This is a genomic window from Fibrobacter sp. UWB7 (genome assembly GCF_900142945.1).
GTDB lineage: Bacteria > Fibrobacterota > Fibrobacteria > Fibrobacterales > Fibrobacteraceae > Fibrobacter.
The window spans coordinates 62,188-80,798 of the sequence record NZ_FRCO01000002.1 but is presented as its reverse complement, the minus strand read 5'-3'; the positions used below and the strand labels follow the sequence as shown (position 1 = coordinate 80,798).

At 48.0% G+C, this 18,611-nt stretch carries 15 protein-coding genes and 1 tRNA gene; 7 read left to right on the top strand and 9 right to left on the bottom strand.

Going from position 1 to position 18,611, the window contains the following annotated elements:
- Positions 1–78 precede the first annotated feature (78 nt).
- Positions 79–2,502, bottom strand: a complete 2,424-nt coding sequence (locus BUC30_RS16295; RefSeq protein WP_073423997.1) for a BspA family leucine-rich repeat surface protein — start codon at positions 2,500–2,502, stop codon at positions 79–81.
- A 14-nt stretch (positions 2,503–2,516) separates the two neighbouring features.
- Positions 2,517–3,407, bottom strand: coding sequence for a hypothetical protein (locus tag BUC30_RS05860; RefSeq protein WP_073423996.1), 891 nt, complete (start codon positions 3,405–3,407; stop codon positions 2,517–2,519).
- Positions 3,408–3,658: 251 nt separating this feature from the next.
- Here BUC30_RS05860 and BUC30_RS05855 point away from each other — a divergent pair, with 251 nt between their 5' ends.
- The 3 genes from BUC30_RS05855 (at position 3,659) to BUC30_RS05845 (ending at position 5,857) form a co-directional block, all read left to right on the top strand.
- Positions 3,659–4,219, top strand: coding sequence for a hypothetical protein (locus BUC30_RS05855; protein ID WP_073423995.1), 561 nt, complete (start codon positions 3,659–3,661; stop codon positions 4,217–4,219).
- A 29-nt stretch (positions 4,220–4,248) separates the two neighbouring features.
- The gene (locus BUC30_RS05850) at positions 4,249–4,785 is read left to right on the top strand and encodes a DUF5662 family protein (protein WP_073423994.1); all 537 of its coding nucleotides are present in this window, start codon (positions 4,249–4,251) and stop codon (positions 4,783–4,785) included.
- Between the two features lie 238 nt (positions 4,786–5,023).
- On the top strand, positions 5,024–5,857 hold the full coding sequence (locus BUC30_RS05845; RefSeq protein WP_073423993.1) for a CvfB family protein: 834 nt from the start codon (positions 5,024–5,026) through the stop codon (positions 5,855–5,857).
- 76 nt (positions 5,858–5,933) lie between these two features.
- Here BUC30_RS05845 and BUC30_RS05840 read toward each other — a convergent pair whose 3' ends face one another.
- On the bottom strand, positions 5,934–6,632 hold the full coding sequence (locus BUC30_RS05840; RefSeq protein ID WP_073423992.1) for an OmpA family protein: 699 nt from the start codon (positions 6,630–6,632) through the stop codon (positions 5,934–5,936).
- A 131-nt stretch (positions 6,633–6,763) separates the two neighbouring features.
- On the opposite strand from BUC30_RS05840, the gene BUC30_RS05835 reads away from it, so the two are divergent.
- Positions 6,764–7,816: a hypothetical protein gene (locus tag BUC30_RS05835; protein WP_073423991.1), complete on the top strand. Its 1,053-nt coding sequence runs from the start codon at positions 6,764–6,766 to the stop codon at positions 7,814–7,816.
- A 192-nt stretch (positions 7,817–8,008) separates the two neighbouring features.
- Here BUC30_RS05835 and BUC30_RS05830 read toward each other — a convergent pair.
- Together BUC30_RS05830 and BUC30_RS05825 are read right to left on the bottom strand one after the other, a co-directional pair.
- Positions 8,009–8,081: transfer RNA gene (locus tag BUC30_RS05830), tRNA-Glu, on the bottom strand.
- Positions 8,082–8,260: 179 nt separating this feature from the next.
- A complete protein-coding gene (locus tag BUC30_RS05825) occupies positions 8,261–10,192 on the bottom strand; it encodes a peptidylprolyl isomerase (RefSeq protein ID WP_073423990.1) in 1,932 nt (643 codons plus the stop codon).
- A gap of 156 nt (positions 10,193–10,348) precedes the next feature.
- Here BUC30_RS05825 and nadB point away from each other — a divergent pair, with 156 nt between their 5' ends.
- The 3 genes from nadB to BUC30_RS05810 are packed head-to-tail and all read left to right on the top strand — an operon-like array spanning position 10,349 to position 13,758.
- Positions 10,349–11,929 carry an L-aspartate oxidase gene (gene nadB, locus BUC30_RS05820; protein WP_073423989.1) on the top strand — a complete coding sequence of 527 codons (1,581 nt, stop codon included), beginning with the start codon at positions 10,349–10,351 and terminating at the stop codon, positions 11,927–11,929.
- Positions 11,930–11,951: 22 nt separating this feature from the next.
- Positions 11,952–13,001 carry a serine/threonine protein kinase gene (locus tag BUC30_RS05815; protein WP_073423988.1) on the top strand — a complete coding sequence of 350 codons (1,050 nt, stop codon included), beginning with the start codon at positions 11,952–11,954 and terminating at the stop codon, positions 12,999–13,001.
- A 22-nt stretch (positions 13,002–13,023) separates the two neighbouring features.
- Positions 13,024–13,758 (top strand): CvpA family protein, encoded by a 735-nt coding sequence (locus BUC30_RS05810; RefSeq protein ID WP_073423987.1) that lies wholly within the window; start codon positions 13,024–13,026, stop codon positions 13,756–13,758.
- Positions 13,759–13,761: 3 nt separating this feature from the next.
- On the opposite strand, the gene BUC30_RS05805 is transcribed toward BUC30_RS05810, so the two are convergent.
- The 4 genes from BUC30_RS05805 to lspA all read right to left on the bottom strand — a co-directional run bounded on the left by BUC30_RS05805 (position 13,762) and on the right by lspA (position 18,610).
- The gene (locus tag BUC30_RS05805; RefSeq protein WP_073423986.1) at positions 13,762–15,018 is read right to left on the bottom strand and encodes an amidohydrolase; all 1,257 of its coding nucleotides are present in this window, start codon (positions 15,016–15,018) and stop codon (positions 13,762–13,764) included.
- Positions 15,019–15,083: 65 nt separating this feature from the next.
- Complete coding sequence (locus BUC30_RS05800) at positions 15,084–16,511, bottom strand: UDP-N-acetylmuramate--L-alanine ligase (RefSeq protein ID WP_073423985.1); 1,428 nt, start codon at positions 16,509–16,511, stop codon at positions 15,084–15,086.
- 95 nt (positions 16,512–16,606) lie between these two features.
- The gene (locus BUC30_RS05795; RefSeq protein ID WP_073423984.1) at positions 16,607–17,884 is read right to left on the bottom strand and encodes an RluA family pseudouridine synthase; all 1,278 of its coding nucleotides are present in this window, start codon (positions 17,882–17,884) and stop codon (positions 16,607–16,609) included.
- Between the two features lie 156 nt (positions 17,885–18,040).
- A complete protein-coding gene (gene lspA / locus BUC30_RS05790) occupies positions 18,041–18,610 on the bottom strand; it encodes a signal peptidase II (RefSeq protein ID WP_073423983.1) in 570 nt (189 codons plus the stop codon).
- Position 18,611: the final 1 nt, after the last annotated feature.

Here is an 18,611-nt window from a genome sequence, read left to right as displayed (position 1 = left end):
AGAAATAGATACAATAAACCCCACCCATATATTATCGTTAAATGAGTGGGAATTGTAAAATAACTCTACCCCGCCTCTCTACTCATCATCTTCGTCAAACATTTCATCATTTTCGGCAATCATATCATCATCGTTATCAAACATATCCTCTTTATCTGTAACATTTGACATATCCCACTGGCTGATGTCGCCTTTGAATTTTGAATATTGAAACATGCCGCTCATTTCCGTTACGTTAGACACATTCCATTGACTGATATCACCATTAAATTCGGAACCATGAAACATGTCTTTCATATTCGTCACATGGGATACATTCCAATGGCTGATGTCGCCATTGAACTTAGAACATTGAAACATGCCGCTCATTTCCGTTACGTTAGACACATTCCATTGACTGATATCGCCATTAAATTCGGAACTATAAAACATGTTTTTCATATTCGTCACATGAGATACATCCCAATGGCTAATATCTCCATTGAACTTAGACCATTCAAACATGCCATACATATCTTTCACATTTGACACATTCCATTTACTAATGTCACCGTTGAATTCAGAGACCCAAAACATACCCATCATATTAGTCACGTTTGATACATCCCACCCGCTTATATCGCCATTGAATTCAGTGCTGCCAAACATATTGTTCATATCCGTCACGTTCGATACATTCCATCGACTGATATCGCCATTAAATTTTGAGCTGACAAAAAGCCCTTCCATGTTCGTTACATTTGACACATCCCATTGACTTATGTCACCATTGAAATCAGAACCGCGAAACATATCCGTCATATCCGTCACGTTCGATACATCCCACCCACTGATATCGCCATTAAACTTGTTTCTCAATCGAGCTTCTTTAGTCCATTCCCCATACTCCTCATCGAGGATTTCTTCGCCGTAATCATTAAAAATTCGCGTAAACCCAAACAACTTGCGCATATTCGTCACTTGCGACACGTCAATATAATTCAAGTCGCATTGCAAACCTTTTCTTTCAATCGCGGCATCAATAATCTCCATAAGATTATAACAGTCGGTAGCAACAACTTTCTGGTTCCGTTCATCTATCCCATACCAGGACGGATAGCAATTCGCCCATTCCGTAGCTGAATCTTTAAACATATCATCCTTAAGCGTCTCATTTGATACATTCCATTGGCTAATATCTTTGTTAAACACGGAATTAACAAACATCATACTCATATCAGTCACATTCGATACATTCCACCGACCAATATCACCATTGAATCGAGAAGAGAAAAACACCCCCCTCATGTCTTTCACGCACGACACATCCCACTGACTGATATCGCCATTAAAACAAGAGTGAAAAAACATCGCTTTCATGTTTGTCACATGCGACACGTCCCATTGACTGATATCTCCATAAAATTGACTTCTTTTTTGAGCTTTTTTCTGCAACTCATTCAATTCTTCTTCGGGAATGACTTCATCCGTTTCATCATCAAACGGATAAAAACCAAACAGCCAACTCATATCCGTTACCTGCGACACATCGATAAAATTCAAGTCACATTCAAGACCGTTTCTTTCAATTGCCGCATCAATAAGCTCGATAAGATGATCACGATCCCGAGCAACAACCTTATGGACCTGTTCATCTTTTCCATACCAAGATGGATAGCGATTGTTTTTTTCAATACCAGAGTTGAAAAACATACTATCCTTAACCGTTTCTTTTGAGACATTCCACTGACTGATATCACCTGCAAATAGAGAATCTCTAAACATTCCCCTCATATCTGTCACATTCGACACATCCCACCCACTAATATCGCCATTGAATTGTGAATGAACAAACAGATATCTCATATTCGTCACTTGCGACACGTCAACATAATTCAAATCACACTCTGAGCCATTTCTTTTAATTGCGGCTTTAATAATTTCAATAAGATTTTCGCGGTTCTCGGCAACAATCCCATTTACTCGCTTACCCTTATACCAGGACGGATAACACATCGCCCATTCCGTAGCAGATTCGTCAAACATACAGCCAAAATCTTTCACATTCGATACATTCCAATGACTGACATCGCCATTGAATGGAGAATGAACAAACATGCCTCTCATATCTGTCACACGAGACACATTCCAACGGCTGATGTCCCCATTGAACTTAGAACAGCTAAACATACACGCCATGTACGTCACATTAGACACATCCCAATGACTGATATCGCCATTGAATTTAGACCTCCAAAACATGCTTCCCATATCCGTCACGTTTGATACGTTCCACCCACTAATATCGCCATTAAACTGAGAGAGAGCAAACATTTCTCTCATGCTCCACACATTTGACACATCCCATTTACTAATGTCGCCGTTGAACGGAGAATGGCTAAACAATCCGCTCATATCATACACTTGTGACACGTCAATAAAATTCAGGTCGCACTCATAACCATTTTCGTCAATGGCTTTACGGATAAGTTCAATAAGATGTTCTTTGTTTTTGGCGATCATAATAAATCCTCTTTTTAGCACACTTGAGTGAGCTTGTCGTAGATGTAGCAAATTTTTTCTTCGGTTCGGTTAGCCTTGTAGACCATACGGTCTTCGATCTTGCCGATTCTGGTGGAGAAGTAGAGACCATCCTGTGTGAGCATTTGAGCGTAGTCCGACACCTTGTAATCTCGCAGCAGGTTGGAGTTATTTTCGACGTACTGAACTTTTGATTCATAATGGTAGAAGTCGATGTAACGGTCGGGATTACAGAAATGGAGCAGACCGTTGCGAATTGGAGCGACTGAATCAAGCTTGGTTTTGAAGATGAAATGGACCAAAGACTGTTTCAGTTCGAACAAGTTTTTGAACGTTGGCTTTTTCGGCCATGAGATGAACTGTTCGAAGATAGAATAGATCAACATCAGTTCTTTTTTGCGAGTGAGGCTATTTGTCGATGCATTCCAGAGACCTTCTTCTATATCGTAGTCGTCAATGTAATCTGCCCAACCTTCTTTGAAAGAAAGTGCCTTGCTATATTCACCGCAAGAAGTTTTACAAAAAGAAATACCCAAGCTCCACAACCAGTAGAAATGAGCAGCCAGCAGTAGTAATTTTTCCACTACCGGTTCGGATGTCGCTAGTTGCTTGATTTCTTTCGTGACTCGCTTAGCTATTAGTTGTTCAAAGCAAGCCTTTGTTTTATTGAGGACGGGCCCTCGAAATAAGTCTGAGAACTGGTAGTCGCTTTCGTAGAATTCTATGGAGCCATCGTCGTTGAGTATTGCGGGTGCCGAAAAATCGATGGCGCGGTCTTCGACAAGAGTTTTTTTGATGAACGCATCGAACAATGCGTAGATGTATTCTTTATCCTCCTGCTTAAAGCGTGGAGAATCATTTGTCTGTACAGCACAAGACATATCCATAACTTACCTCTTTAATTAATGGATTAAAAGTCAAACAAAGATGTCAAGGAAAAACGACAGAGGGAAACAGGAAAACAATTAATTTTCCTTAAACCCTAAAACATTATTTTCATTAAACAATTATAAAATAAAACTCATAAAAGCCGGGCAAATATAGTAAAAAATATGATTTTTGTCAAGGTCATTTTCTGTCACTCCAGCTAGTTGACAAATTTAGGCAAAACAACGATACAGAAAAAAAGGAGATTATTATGAATTCTGCTACCGTTATTTTTTCTAACATGGGCGACACGGACACGTTGGTTCTCAAACACATCTGGAAAGACCTGCCGAACGTCAAGGTCATCGAGATCAACGGATTCAACGGGCCATGGTCAAAGAAAGTCGAACAAGCGTTGCTCACTGAAAAAGACACTATTATATTATGTGGGCACGGCTACCCCAGCGGACTCTTGTCACCACAAACCCACGGCAATCCATTTATTATATCTGAAAAAAATGTACGCCACATCAAGGCAAAACGCGTTATCGGAATTTGGTGTTACGCATCGTCATTTGCCAGGAACATGAATCTCCACGGATTTTTCTCGTCGATGTTCATCAGCAACCCCACCGAGGCACACATCAACGGCTGCACCAAATCAAACGGCGAAACAATCACCCGCGAAGAAATTCTGTTCGGTCAACGTCTGAACAAACTCATCGCAAGCGACATCCCGATGAGCGAATGGAAACAGAAACTGATCGAGCAAGCCGACAAGTCGATAGACATTGTACGATTCAATTATAATGGTCTAACGTATCTGGAATAGCAATTTTTATTATATTACATATTGCAATTATGTTCCACCCGATCCGTCATTTCATTACGATTACAAAACACCGAAACGAAGTCATTCGGCTTTGTATAAAGGCGGGTATCGGGTTACAGGGGCTATTCCACGATTTGTCGAAATACAGCCCTACCGAATTTATTCCTGGCGCGAAGTATTACACAGGCAAGGAATCGCCGAACAACGGCGAGCGTCGCGATACAGGTTACAGTCTTGCATGGATGCACCACAAGGGGCGCAACAAGCACCACTTTGAATTTTGGTACGATTACGACATGAAGACGAAGAAAATCGTGCCGATGGACATGCCGGACCGCTACATCAAGGAGATGTTCTGCGACCGCGTGGCAGCCTCCAAGACGTATAACAGGAAAGGTTACACGCAAGAGGCACCGCTCCTGTATTTGACGAAAAGCACCGCGCATGAGAAGATGACGGAAACGACTTACAAGAAGTTACTGTTCCTGCTCAAGAAACTCGCAAAGGATGGCGAAAAAGAAACGCTTAGGTTTATGCGGCATTGCAAGGAACTGCCAACGGAATAAAATCTCCGTGCACAAAGGGGCGCTGGGCTGCATGCAATACAAGAAAGCACACGTTTGAGAATGCGCAAACCCTTGCGGCCAACCGCACAAAAAAGTATATTTAAAGGAGATGCCCTCCCCATTCGCGGATCATGCTCACGTAAGTGCTAAAGCACTAAGTGATCAAAGAGCTCGGTGGCGGGCAAGACATTAATGAACCGCGATTGTTCGCGGCAACACTTGAACGGAAAGGCAAATTATGGAACTTGGAAGAATTAACCGCGCACGCGTCGAATCTATCACGCCTCAGGGGTATTACCTCGAACTTGAAACCGGCGGAAGCGTGCTCCTCCCCGGCAACCGCAACAAATTCACACTCGTCGAAGGCGAAATCATTGACGTGTTCGTTTACACGGACTCCGAAGACCGCCCGATTGCAACGCTTGACAAGCCGCTCGCACAGGTAGGCGAATTTGCGGTACTTACCGTCAAGGAAGTCAACCGCGTTGGCGCATTCTTGGATTGGGGTCTCAACAAGGACTTGTTCCTCCCCTTCAAGCAGCAACTCGGCGAATTGCAGAAAGGCGACCGCTGCGTTGTCTTTGTACTCGAAGACGAAAAGAGCGGACGCATCATCGCCACCGAAAAAATCAAGAGCTTTATCGATCCGGACACGAATGACTTGCACATCGGTCAGCGCGTAGAACTCGCCGCTTACGAAGTCACACCCGACTATGTTGATTGCCTCGTGGATTATCGTTACACGGGTCGCCTCATGATGACGCCCGGCATGGAACGCATCTACATCGGCGATACGATGCCCGGATTCATCCAGCGCTTCACAAGCGACGGAAAGATTACGCTCAACTTAACTCCGATCGGTTACAAGGGCGTGATGAAAAGCGAAAGCCCCAATGCAGTCATGCAAAAGCTCGAAGCTGCGGGCGGATTCCTCCCCTACGGCGACCACACAGACCCGGAAACTATCCGTCGTGAATTCGGCATGTCCAAGAAGACGTTCAAGAAGATTATCGGGACGCTTTTCCGCGAAGGCAAAATCGTGATTACCGAAGACGGAATTCGTGCAGTTTAATCCCCTAAAAAAGGAGATTCCCGCTCGGAGGCGGGAATGACATAAAAAAAGCCGCGATTGCGGCTTTTTTCGTTTTTTAAAAATTTACTTCGTCGGCGTTGAGCACTTTAAGCTCGATGCGACGGTTAGCGCGGCGCCCCGCTTCAGTCGAGTTGTCCCCCTTCGGGCGGCTCGGTCCGTAACCCACTGCAGTCACGCGGTCAGCGTCAATGCCCTGTTCAATCATGTAATTGCGGACACTGTTTGCGCGGTCTTCGGAAAGCTGCTGGTTGAGTTCTGCGGAACCATCGCTACTCGTATGTCCTTCCACCTCAATCTTAGCCTTCGGATTGCGCTTGAGCCCTGCAATTGCAGCATTGAGAGTTTTCAAGGAGCTCGGCACAAGTTCTGCACTGCCCGCCTTGAACGTCACACCCGTAAGTTCCGAACGAGTATCGTCAAAAACAACCGAAATTCCACCCGTGCTTGCCGTGCGAGAAACATACGGAGTTTCGCCGCATTCGAACGGTCCCGTCAAGCTTTCGCAGAGAATCGTGTAAGAATCTTCACGCGGAATATGGAAGCTTGCTTCACCATAAACGTCCGTCGTGATGACCACCTTTTTTCCCTTGTTCTGACCCACAAACGTGAGCTTTTTCTTGGCATGCGGAACGTTATCTTCGTTCGTGTAAGTCACGTTCAACACGGCATGCGTCTTGTTCGGTGCGAGCTTGCCGGCCGAGGCAAAAGAAACTGCCACCATAGCCGAAAGGGCAATACGGGATATCATTCTCATTCTTGTACTCCTAAAAAATGAAGCGTATTTTGCGTGGCAAAAATAAAAATTGATTCGCTTACTTTCAAATAATCTTTAAATATTTTCCGAAATTTCTAGATTTGCGCACACAAAATTTGTACGGAGAAATTATGAACTTCAAAAAAATGACAAGCGCACTTTTGGTTGCGGGCATGTGTTCTGCAGCCTTTGCAGCCGATGGCGAATTCAATCTCAAGGGTAATGTCCAGACTCAGGCAACCAAGATGATTGCCGACCACGACAACAACCTGAGCTCTTTCTGGATCCGCGCCAACATTGGCGGTCTCTACAAGAGCGAAAACTTTGATGCACAGGTGATGCTTCGCATTTTCGCCCCGCAGTTCGGCAACAAGATTAAGGATGGCGATGGCAAGACCACTAGCTACGACAAGATTCTCGCAGACCTCTACTGGGCAAACTACAAGTGGAATTTTGACACCTACAAACTCAACCTCAAAATCGGTCACTGGAAGACGGACTGGTCTCAGTCTACCCACTTCGGTACTTACATCGATAAGGACCTCACTGCCCGCGGCCTTTGGATGCGCGATTACAGCCACAATGCCGCTGAACTCGGCTGGCAGACCGGTTACTCGAACTTCACCGCCATGGTCGCCACAAGAGACAACAAGTTCAATACGGGTTATATCCGCCTTGAAGAAGATCTCAAATTTGATTTTCCGTTCGAAGCAAAGTTCGCTTATCGCGTGAACGCTATTGACCCATTCCAAAATACAGCAGCCCTCACCCACCGCATTGCAACCTACTTGAGCTACAAGCCGCTCGATTTCTTGCGCGTTTATGGTGAATACGGCTATATCGTCACGCAGGAAGATGCAGTCAAGACGACAGCTCCCAACTACGTTGCTCCGGAATACAAGTACATGAAACCGGGTGACGCTTACCATCCGTTCTACATCGGTGCTGAATACACTCCGAAGAAAGATTGCTTCATGAACACACTCATGAGCAGCCTCTACGTTGAATGGGAACACATCAATGACCGCGACGTTCTCTCTAACAACAAGGACGTCGATAACTGGGCATGGACGGTGGCATGGGCAAAGAAGATTGCCAATTCCAAGCTCCAGTTCAGCGTATACAGCGGCAATGAAATCAGCGACGTTGGATTTGCATTCCGCTTGACCAGCACGATCAAGTAATTGAAAATTCGCGAAACGCATTTAAAGCCAGGGTACAAGCCCTGGCTTTTTTATTGTTACTGAATCCCGTCGCGACGCTCTAGGATGATGTGATGCGGAAAACAAAAAAAGCCTCATGATTTCATCATGAGACTTTTTATACCCCTGTGGCGGAAAGTAAAAACGACCAGCCTTTCGGTTGGTCGTTTTTAGTACCCCCAAGCGGACTCGAACCGCTGTTGCGGGAATGAGAATCCCGAGTCCTGGGCCACTAGACGATGGGGGCGAGTGCGGCACATTATAGCAATTTAAACTTTATCCGTCAACCAATAATTGAGTTTATTTGCTGAGGGTTGCTCTGCCGCATTTACTAGAATTCGTCCGTAGTTATTAGTAGTTAGTCATTAGTGATTGATTTTAGAAATCATCTCTAATGACTACTGACCAATAACCATTAACTAAAGACTAGTCTCTATAGAAGAGATCGAGGTTGCTCTGGACCGGCGTAGAAGCTTCGAGAGTCGTCACGTAGTCGTTGAAAGCAGTCATCACACCAAAGCGGTAGGAGTTGTCTACATCCTGCTTGATGGCGTCTTCGACTTCTTCGAGCTTCGGAGTCTTCTTGGAAACAACCTTGAGCATCACGGCACCGTTTTCAGCGACAACCGGAGCAGTCCATTCGCCAACCGTAGCCTTGCCAACAACCTTTGCGATCTGGGCATTGCCGTAGCCAAAGCCCGGAACAAAGCCATCGACAGAGGAATTCTTGGTTTCAAGTTCAACCTTTTCAATCTTGGTAGCAGTATCAGCCGGATTCCAAGCCTTGACCTGAGCCGCAACAGAGTTCAAGTAGATTTCGGCAGCCTTGCCAGCCTTCTGCTTGAGGAGAGATTCCTTGATATCGCTGTAGTAGAGCGGGAGGCTACGTTCGCCAGCCTTGAAGGAACCAATCTTCTTGGCAATGACAACCCACTTGTTGTTTCTGAGCACGCCAGAGATTTCGCTTTCTTCTTTCGGGAGGTTTTCGTTCGGCCATGCGAAAGAAGCGAGACCCTTGAGGTAACCAAAGGCAGCCATGTTGCCATCACGAGAAACCCATTCAGAAGTCTTGACTTCGAGACCGCGAGCCTGAGCTTCAGTCAGCAAGTCAGAGCCAGCATCAACATCCTTCTTGATATTGGTGAGAATCTTTTCGAGGCTATCAATAGTGTTAGAAGAAGCCGTCACGGTGAGGAGGATGTGGCCAACCTTGACCTTTTCAACTTCACCCTTAGCGTTCTTCACATTGCCGTAAGACTTGATGATGTGGTAACCGAACTGAGAGCGGACCGGTTCAGAAATCTTGCCAGAGTCAAGAGCAAAAGCAACTTCTTCGAACGGCTTCACATAAGTGCCACGACCAACGAAATCATCGCTCAAGATACCGCCCTTTTCAGCACTGCCCGGATCTTCAGAAGAAACGCGAGCCATGTCTTCGAAGGTCGTCGTAGAAGAGGAGTCGGTGAGCTGGTAGTAAAGCGTCATAGCGTATTCGCGGATGCTTGCGTCATCACCGGCGGTAGCTTCGACCGGGATAGAAACATACTGGAACTGAGCAGCGTCACTCTTAACAAAGAAGCTGTCGAGATGAGCGTTGAAGTAGCCAGCGACCATCACGCTATCCACGGAGTTGCTATCCACAACAAATGCAGAATTCGGGGCGACCGCCACCTGCAGTTCGTAATCCGTCATGCGGCGTTCGACACTCCACTTGGCTTCAAGAGATGTCGGATGGACAGAAGCACCAACCAAGGTCTGGAGCTGACGAGCCGGAATGGTGTTGTTCTTCATTTCGTCTTCGAGCATGAGCATGGAGCTCCAGCGGTATGCAGCCGGAGTTTCAATCCAAGCATCGTAATCAGCCTTGTTGAAAGTCGTGTCCGTGAGGAACTTCGGCAAAGAGCTGAGGTATGCCTGAGAACGCTGGATCAAGTCATCCTGAGAAGTAGCCTGCTGCTGGATGGCATAGAGGCGAGCCTGAGCTTCCTGGACCAAGCGGGCACGAACGGCGTCGGAATTGCGCTTGAATTCGTTCTTGAGTTCGGCAACCGAGGCACTCAGTTCGGCCTTTTCGTACTGTTCGGCAAAAAGAGCCTGACGAACGAAGCTGGAGAACACCTGAGCGCGGAGCTGAGAGTACTGTTCGTCGTCCAAGTGCTGGTTCTGGTACTGATTCTGCACGATCATCTTCACGCGAGAATCAAAATCCGTATAAGAAATCTTGGTATCATTGACAACGCCGATAGGATAGCTGCGGCCCTGGTCCGGAACACGGTCCATGGCGAGGAGACCGACGGCGATACCGGCGGCAAAGATCACAATTACCCACTTGGCTTTTTCATTAATCCACGTTAACATAGAGACAACTCCATTAAAATTTTGTCGCTCGAAAAATAGCAAAAAAAAATGTTTGCATTTTATTTTATTGATATTGCAAGCCAAATATAATGCCGAAAAGCCCTATTTTTTCTATTTATTGGACATAAAAATACATCAATTCCTTTGGAGTATCTCATGTACGATATTTTGGTTCTGGGTGCCGGCATTTCTGGATTGAGCGCCGCCCTCCACGCGGCAGGAAAAGGGTTCCACGTTGTCATTTTAACCAAAGGTGCAAAGCCGGACGGCTCATCGAACTACGCTCAAGGCGGTATCTGCTCTGTCACCGAAAAAACAGACAAATTTGAATTCCATGTGGCAGACACCCTCGAAGCAGGTGCAGGTCTTTGCAAAAAGGACTCCGTGAAAATTCTCGTGAAGAACGGTCCCACGACTATCAAGCAACTCGTGAAGTGGGGCGTCCAGTTCACACCGTCCCCCGAGGACAAAACGCAGTTTGACCTCCACCTCGAAGGCGGACACAGCCACCACCGCATTTTGCACGCCGCAGACCTCACCGGTAAAGAGATCATGCGCGCCCTCCTCTGCGAACTTCACAAGCAAAAGAACATCGACTACCTTGAAAACTGCTACATCAAGGACTTGATTTGCGAAGGCGAAGGCAAGGACAAACGCTGCGTCGGTGCAAAGATTATCCACCAGAAGTCCGGCGAAGTCGAAAGCATCTACGCCAAGGCAACCATCCTTTCGACAGGTGGTGCAGGCCGTATTTGGCAATACACCGTCTGCCCGCCCGATAGCTGTGGCGACGGCATGGCAATTGCAGCCCGTGCAGGCGCAGCTCTCCAGGACATCGAGTTCATGCAGTTCCACCCAACTAGCTTGTACGCACCGAAGTTCAAGAAGCCGTTCCTCATTTCCGAAGCGGTGCGCGGTTTCGGCGGTATCCTCAAGAACGACAAGGGCGAAGAATTCATGAACCAGGTGCACCCACTGCACTCCCTCGCCCCGCGTGATATTGTCGCTCGCGCAATCCACAGCGAAATGCAGCGTCTTGGCAAGGACCACATGTTTATCGACCTCTCTGGCCGTACCCCGAAGGACATCAAGAGCCACTTTCCGCACATTTATTCTAAGTGCATGGATGCAGGCATCGACATTACGAAGGAATGGATCCCGGTCGTTCCGGCAGCCCACTACATGTGTGGTGGTGTTCTCGTCGATACTTGGTCCCGCACCGAAATCAAGGGACTCTATGCTTGCGGCGAAGTTGCTGCAACAGGCGTTCACGGAGCAAACCGTCTTGCCTCGAACTCGCTTTTGGAAAGCGTAGTGTTTGCCATCCGCGCTGTCGATGATATCGAAAAGAGCGGCATCACTAAGGATAAATTCACCGCACCCAAGTCCAAGAAAGAAACAGTCAGCTTCGCAAAGGCCGCCTACTGGCGCAAGCGCAAGAAGATGCTCCAGGACATGATGTGGACGCACTGCGGCATTGTCCGTACCGTCGCAGGACTCAACCAAGGCCTCAAGGTTATCGAAAGCCTCGAAGCCGACGTTGCAGCCGCCATCAAGAACAAAGAAACTGAAAACTTGCACTTCCTGGAATTCCTGAACGCCCTTCAGGTTTCCAAGATGATTCTCATTGCCGCCCTCCGTCGCAAGGAATCTCGCGGGCTTCACTACATCCTCGATTACCCGAATCAGGATCCGAAGACGAAACACCAGAGCATTTACTTGAGCGACAAGAAATAAATCATTTTCTATATAGGGCAGCATGGAAGAGGTCAAGGCAACACAGTCTCGAAAGAAAGTCAAGGATCAACTCCCGTCTAAAATTGGCGGATACAAACCAATACAAGCTCTCAATAGCGGAGCCATGGGTAGCCTGTGGCTCTGTAGAGACCCGTCCCTTGACCGACTTGTCGTCGCCAAAAGGCTCAATACAAACTTGAACCAGCAGGACATTTACATCAAGAGATTCCTGCAAGAAGGGAGCATCCTCGCCCACCTGAACCACCCGAGCATCATCCAGCCGTATGCCCTCTGGAAAGACAGCGACGGCAACTACACGATGTCGATGGAGTACGTACAAGGTTCAAGCCTCAAGGACTTGCTCCTCAGGAACAAGCGACCGCCCGTCTGGGTTGTCGAGACAATCTTGTACGAACTCTTGAGCGCCTTGAGCCATGCCCACCGCAACGGCGTGACCCACCGCGACTTGAAGCCCGCCAACATGATGATTGACAAGGACGGACGAGTGCGCCTCCTCGACTTTGGCATTGCGCACACCGAAACCCCGCTCGAAATCGGCAAGGAACTTACGCAGACCGGTTGCATCATCGGGACCGCCGCCTACATGAGCCCAGAACAAATCATGGGGCAAAAGGTCAACTACGCAAGCGACCTCTTTAGCATCGGCATCATCGCAAGCGAAATGCTCATCGGCGAGAATCTTTTCCGCGGCAAGGACTTCGAGGAGACCCGCGAAAACATTCTCAAGATGAAGTTCAAGCTGGAAGTTTTCCCAAACGATGTTCCAAAACCGCTCCGCAAGTTCGTGTTGAAACTGCTCAACAAACGCGCCAGCAAGCGCCCCTCTTCGGCATGCGACGCCGCCAACGAACTCGCCGACCTCATGAGAGAATACCCGCGCGATATGACCCCCTACATCGCCGAATGGGCCGATACCGTAAACGAAGACCAACCGATCGATTCCGTGATATCTCCGAAGCCGCAAAAAACTACATTTAAGTATGGAATAGGATTTATACTAGGAGTGATAGTTACAGCCATCGCATTCATCGGTGTGCAGTTAGCTATCTAGAGGTTTTTAGAGGATTTGTCCAATGAATTGGATAGATATTACATGCGCAGCTTGCATACTCGTGTTCGGCATTCTCGGATTGTGGCGCGGGCTCTTAAGCAGTGTGTTTAAGCTGTGCGGTTGGGTAGCCGCTATCTTTGGTGCATATTTTGCACAAGGTTTACTTGGGGATTTTTTTATACGTAATTTCGCCTTTGGCGACTTTGCGGCACGCCTCATCTGTACCTGCATCGGCTTTTTAGTGCCGTTCCTTCTGTTCTCGCTCATCGGACACATCGTTGGCGATTCTATCAAGGACACGATCGTCGGTAAGACGAACCGCATTTTGGGTATGTTGTTCGGACTCATCAAGGCAGCCCTTATTTGCTTTGTCCTCCTGACCATTCTGCATTTGCTCCCCGTCGAAGGCAATCTCAAAGCCACCAGAAACGACGCCATCGCTTACAATGTCTATAAATCGACGCTTGAAACCATGGGCTATTCTTCAGACGAAGTCAATCTCCGCAAAATGGCAAAGGAAAAAGCAAGCGAACTTACTAAGTCGATTACAGACAAAACTATCAACAAGGCAAAAGATACGGCAGAAGAAGCCGCAGACAGCGCAAAGACTGCCGTCAAGAATGCAGCCGACAGCGTAGCAAATAAAGTTAGCGAAACAGCCGAAAAAGCAAAAGACGCCGCCATTGCCGCTAAGGATGCCGCAGTAAAAACGTTTGAAAACGGAAAGAGCTCGTCTTCAAACGCTGCTAAAAAATAATCGTTATTTAGAAGCTAATCGTGCCGCACATTCGCGAGCGTCGCGGAGGATTTCTTCTTCCCCATCGACATGGCGACCGCGCATCACGAACTTACCATTGCACATGACAGAGTCAATTGCGCTAGAATTTGCAGAATAGACCCAGTTGCTATAGATGTTGTAGCATGGCACCATGCGTTCATTGTCCAAGTCAATCAGCAAGCAATCTGCGAGATAGCCTTCTGCAATGCGGCCGGCATTGATTCCAAAGAACTGCGCAACATTGCATGTAGCCATCTTGAGAGCATCTTCGGCAGGAAGCGTTTCTGCGGTTCCGAGATACTTCGCCAAAAGCGCAATGGTTTTCATTTCTTCTTGCATGTCGAGATTGTTGTTCGAAGAATCGCCATCCGTGCCAAGCCCAAGCTTCAAGCCATCCTTGAGCATTTCGGCAACCTGCGGAATACCGCTATTCAACTTCATGTTGGAACACGGGTTCAGAATTGCGGTCGCTCCCGATTCTGCAAAAATCTTGCGGTCAGACGCCGTGAAATGCGTGCAGTGCGCCGCCGAGAAGTTCGAGTTCAAACCGCCCAAACGCTTCCAGAATTCCACAGGCGTACAGCCGAACTGTTCCATGCAATTCTTAATTTCAGTCATCGTTTCGGACAAATGCGTGTGAATCTTGTAATTCTCGGCATGGGCAAGTTCAATGAGTTCTGCAGTTTTCTCCTCGCCCACCGTGTAAATTGCATGCGGCATTACCACGAGCTGCACACGTTCCGATTCGCCCGTGTGATTCTTCAAGAAATCGACATTCGCCGCCCAAGCTTCTGGCGACATCAGCGGTTCCGCAAACGTAACGCCAATTGCCGCACGGATTCCCATCTCTTCGACAACGCGCATCGTCTGTTCACGATGCCAATACATGTCCGTAAAAAATACCGTTCCCGACTTGATCATTTCGAGAACTGCAAGGCGGCTCCCAACAGCGATATCGTCAGGCGTGAGTTTCGCTTCTGTCGGCCAAATGTATTCGTTGAGCCACTTGCCGAGTTCCATGTCGTCAGCAAAACCGCGCAACAGCGACATTGATGCATGCGTATGGCCGTTATAGAAAGCAGGCATAATCGCGAAATGCGAACAATCAACGATTTCAGCGCCTTCGTAATCAGCAGGTTCCAGCGGACGCGTCACCTTTTCAAAGAGATTACCGACAATCAAGATGTCGCGCTTGGCGCCATCAAAAAACACATTTTTTAGAACAATCTTTTTGTCCATTGCAATTTTCCCCTATTTTTGACAGGACCACACGAGTCTAATACAACCGCACGATCCTGATGCGCTTAACGATTTTCCAAAAGTTGCTTTACCGAGCGAGCGAACTCTTGCAAGCTCGGATCCCTTGCTCCCATCAGCAAAATCGTATCGCCAGGCTCTGCATATTCTAGCATTTTCTTGGCGCACTCGTTGCGGTCAGCAATGTAAATAGCCTCACAACCCTTGAGAATTAAGTCATCCGCAAGGTCGCCTGCGCTAATGTCACGCGTGACAGTTCCGCCAGCGTAATAGATTTCGCTGAAGAACATCACATCGTTCTTGCGGTCAAAATCCATGTCCATCGGACGGAGCGTCTTGGCAATAAAGTCCACCAAGTCCTTACGCAAGAATCGCGTCGGACCAAAGCCATGCGGCTGGAACCAAGCAATCACGCGGCCATCGGTAAAGTCCTGGGCGCTCTTGATGCTCGCGGCAATTTTTGCCGGATTGTGAGCAAAGTCATCGACAAGCGTAATGCCGTTAAACGTTCCGAGAATCTGGTGACGGCGGAACACGCCCGGGAAAGACGAAAGCGCATCGGCACAAGTGTGGAGCGAAACGCCCGCGCGGAGCGCGGCAGCAGTCGCAGCCAAGGCGTTTTCCATGTTGTGCTTGCCCGGCAGCGGAATTTCGAACTTCACAAGTTCATTGCCATGACGCACGCGGAACTGGATATGCGTCCCGACCGACTTGAAATCAATTCCCTGAACACTCACATAGCTTTCATAGCCAAAGTCAAATTCACGACCGGCGCTAAACTTCTTTGCGAGCGGGTGCGCATCGTTCACAATCAAGATGTGACCAGCACTCAAAACGTTCTGGCTGAACTTCAAGAAAATTTGTTCGAGCTCGGAGATTTCCTTGTGGTCTTTGTCGATGTTCAAAATGACGCCGATTTCCGGTTCATAGCGAACAAGCGTTCCATCGCTTTCATCGACTTCGGCAACGAGCCATTCACCCTTGCCACTCACTGCATTACCAATCTTGCCCTGAGCCTGCAAGTTCACGAGGCCAGCCCCCGTCATCACAGACGGCTGGAGTCCCGCATATTCGAGAATGTGGTAAACCATCGCGGTCACCGTAGACTTTCCGCTCGTACCGCTAATGGCAATCGTGCGTGCTTCCTTGGAAATCTTCGCGAGCATTTCACTGCGGTGCATCACCGGAACGCCAAGTTCCTTTGCACGCTTCAAATCCGGATTCGTATCTTCAATAGCGGTGCTCACCACGACTGCGGTAAGACCTTCGACAACACCGGAACCATCCTGCGCAAAGCACTTGATTCCGCAATCTTCGAGTTGGCTCATGACAAGCGGCTTCTCGGCATTTCCGTTCAGGAACTCGCCGAACTGACGGTCGCTACCGCTTACAGCAACGCCCTTGCCCACCAAATACTGCGCGATGGCACTCATGCCCACGCCAGCAACACCGATAAAGAAGTAAGAATTAGTCATTGGTCACTAGTCTTTAGTCAATAGTTATTAGCAATTCGAGACTTTACTGGATTCTTCGACTCCGCTACGCTTCGCTCAGAATGACACGTTTTCATTTATTCCAACAGTTCCGGATCGATTGTGGGTTCGTAACCCGGTTCCACGAAATCTTCCGGAGCGATTCCCTTGCGGCGAGCGGCCTTCATCTGCTTGATGAGCTTGCGTTCGGCAGCAACGGCACGGCGCTTTGCAGCTGTCTGAGCCTTTTCAGCAAGGCGCTGGGCGCGTGTCTTGCGTTCCTTCACAGGAGCGGCTTCATCCGGAGAGATTTCAAGCGGTTCTGCATATTCGTCAAATTCTTCATCTTCGTCAAAGCGAATCTGCGCATCGAAATCGCGGAAGCCTTCTTCTTCGTCATATACAGGCGCCGATGCCGGGCATTCCTTTTTCAAGAGCTTGAGCACATTTGCAAACGGCTCTTCCATCGGAACCTTGAACGTAAGCTTCTTGTTTGTACGCGGATGGATGAGTTCGATTTTCACAGCCTGCAAAAGCTGCGCCGGAGCAATTTCAAGAACCTTCTCGGCCACAGGCTTCATCAGAGGCGGCACGCGATTCAAGCTTTCATCGCGACCATCGTAAAGCGGATCGCCAACGACCGGATGACCCGTATAGCGGCTATGCACACGAATCTGGTGCGTACGGCCAGATTCCAATTGCAATTCCAAAAGCGTTGCAATCGCAAAGAACTGCTTCGCAACGTAATGCGTACGGCTTTCCTTACCGCCCTTCACCACCGCCATCTTGAGACGGTTCTTCGGGTTACGACCAATCGGAGCATCAATCGTTCCTTCGAGGTCTCGCGGGCAGCCCCATACAAGCGCATTGTACGTGCGATGGAGCGTACGCGTTTCGAGTTGGTGCGCCAAATGCCTGTGTGCCGCATCGTTTTTCGCGACCACCATAAGCCCCGGCGTATCCTTATCCAAACGATGGACAATCCCCGGACGGAGCGGACCGTTCATGGTCGAAAGATTTTCCTTGAAGTGGTACAGGAGAGCTGCGGCAAGCGTTCCCTTGCTCACGCCATTACCCGGATGCACCACTAAATTGCGCGGCTTGTTGATGACCACAATATCATCATCTTCGTAAACGATGTTCAGCGGAATATCTTCGGGTTCAAGCGTCGAAGATTCCTTCTCGATCATTTTTTCAACGACAACCGCCATTCCCGTTTCTACGCGGAAGTTCTTGGAGACTTTGCCACCGCCGACCTTGACTTCGCCCGCTTCAATCAGCTTCTGCACGTCTGTGCGGGAGACATTTTCCATAACGCCGACAAGGAACTTGTCGATACGTTCACCATTATGCTTTTCTTCTACGATGTAATTCATTTTTAGGGATTTGGTTTTAGGTGGTTAGGTAATAGGGATTGGCGATTAGGTTTTAAGATATACCGCGTTTTAAAAGGTCATTAGTAGTTAGTCATTAGTTATTAGTTGAATAATCAAGCTTAAAAAAACTAATGACCATTGACCAATGACTATTGACTAAGTCTTAGCTTCCTTCTCCGCGTCTTTTTCTTCCTTAATTTGCTTATGCAATTTCTTCAAAATCACGGGAGACAAAATCACAAGAGCAACGCCAACAGTCACGAACGAGTCCGCCACGTTGAACGTCGGGAATCGGGTCATGATAAAGTCCGGGAAATCGCAGTCGATAAAGTCCACAACCATCTGCATACGCATGCGGTCAATAAAGTTTCCGACAGCACCGCCAAGAATCATCACGACGCCCAAGCGGCTCAAGTAATCGCGCTTGTCGATAGATTTATAGAACCAAGCGAGTGCAAAAGCGGCGACAATCGAAATCAACAAAAAGAACACCCAAGGCGGCAAGAACGGCATCAAGTCTTGCGGACGGCTACTGAACGCAGCCCCCTTGTTGTACACAAGCTGGAAGCGCACAAGTTCACCAATCACAGGAATTTTCTCGTACGTAAAATTCCCTGCTTCGTCCGTAAAACGCGCCACCGCCCACAGCTTCGTCAGCTGGTCAGAAATAATGCTAAAAACAATCACCGCCACATGGAACGGCCACTTATTATAAAACTTTTCCATA

Coding starts and splice junctions, on each gene's coding strand:
- BUC30_RS05800 (WP_073423985.1), bottom strand. CDS start 16,511: ATGACTAATTCTTACTTCTTTATCGGTGTTGCTGGCGTGGGCATGAGT.
- BUC30_RS05845 (WP_073423993.1), top strand. CDS start 5,024: ATGGAACTTGGAAGAATTAACCGCGCACGCGTCGAATCTATCACGCCT.
- BUC30_RS05815 (WP_073423988.1), top strand. CDS start 11,952: ATGGAAGAGGTCAAGGCAACACAGTCTCGAAAGAAAGTCAAGGATCAA.
- lspA (WP_073423983.1), bottom strand. CDS start 18,610: ATGGAAAAGTTTTATAATAAGTGGCCGTTCCATGTGGCGGTGATTGTT.
- BUC30_RS05850 (WP_073423994.1), top strand. CDS start 4,249: ATGTTCCACCCGATCCGTCATTTCATTACGATTACAAAACACCGAAAC.
- BUC30_RS05840 (WP_073423992.1), bottom strand. CDS start 6,632: ATGAGAATGATATCCCGTATTGCCCTTTCGGCTATGGTGGCAGTTTCT.
- BUC30_RS05805 (WP_073423986.1), bottom strand. CDS start 15,018: ATGGACAAAAAGATTGTTCTAAAAAATGTGTTTTTTGATGGCGCCAAG.
- nadB (WP_073423989.1), top strand. CDS start 10,349: ATGTACGATATTTTGGTTCTGGGTGCCGGCATTTCTGGATTGAGCGCC.
- BUC30_RS05825 (WP_073423990.1), bottom strand. CDS start 10,192: ATGTTAACGTGGATTAATGAAAAAGCCAAGTGGGTAATTGTGATCTTT.
- BUC30_RS05855 (WP_073423995.1), top strand. CDS start 3,659: ATGAATTCTGCTACCGTTATTTTTTCTAACATGGGCGACACGGACACG.
- BUC30_RS16295 (WP_073423997.1), bottom strand. CDS start 2,502: ATGATCGCCAAAAACAAAGAACATCTTATTGAACTTATCCGTAAAGCC.
- BUC30_RS05835 (WP_073423991.1), top strand. CDS start 6,764: ATGAACTTCAAAAAAATGACAAGCGCACTTTTGGTTGCGGGCATGTGT.
- BUC30_RS05860 (WP_073423996.1), bottom strand. CDS start 3,407: ATGGATATGTCTTGTGCTGTACAGACAAATGATTCTCCACGCTTTAAG.
- BUC30_RS05810 (WP_073423987.1), top strand. CDS start 13,024: ATGAATTGGATAGATATTACATGCGCAGCTTGCATACTCGTGTTCGGC.
- BUC30_RS05795 (WP_073423984.1), bottom strand. CDS start 17,884: ATGAATTACATCGTAGAAGAAAAGCATAATGGTGAACGTATCGACAAG.